The organism is Vibrio sp. 1641, from assembly GCF_033339995.1.
GTDB lineage: Bacteria > Pseudomonadota > Gammaproteobacteria > Enterobacterales > Vibrionaceae > Vibrio > Vibrio alginolyticus.
The window spans coordinates 1-516 of sequence record NZ_JAWOVP010000518.1 but is presented as its reverse complement, the minus strand read 5'-3'; the positions used below and the strand labels follow the sequence as shown (position 1 = coordinate 516).

General features: G+C 51.9%; 1 protein-coding gene. It reads right to left on the bottom strand.

Translation table 11 applies throughout. The features are described 5' to 3' along the window. Positions 1-516: hydroxymethylbilane synthase (gene hemC / locus R7Z47_RS26885; protein WP_318131031.1), on the bottom strand; the 516-nt coding region annotated here is incomplete at both ends.

Below are 516 nucleotides of genomic sequence, written 5' to 3'. Positions count from 1 at the left end.
CTCCAGAAGTTTGAGTAAGCGTTCGTCGTCTGCGCGGCATTCAATACCGACTGCGCCTTGGCCAACCGCTGGCAGTGATTGTTCTGGTTCGATACAGCTGCGAATTCGGTCTTCCAATTTCAAGCGCTTTAGACCTGCGGCTGCAAGAATGATAGCGTCGTACTCACCCGCATCCAGTTTGCCAAGTCGAGTCCCCACGTTGCCACGCAGTTCTTTGATAATGATGTCTGGGCGGTATTCTTTCAGTTGGCATTGGCGACGCAAACTGCAAGTACCGACGACCGCACCCTGAGGGAGTTCATTAATGTTGCTATAGGTATTAGAAACGAAGGCGTCGCGAGGGTCTTCTCGCTCGCAAATGGTCACGAGGCCAAGGCCTTCTGGGAAGTCGACAGGTACGTCTTTCATTGAGTGCACGGCTAGATCTGCACGGCCTTCAAGCATGGCAACTTCAAGTTCTTTAACGAACAAGCCTTTGCCACCAACTTTAGCCAGCGGTGTATCCAAAATCACGTC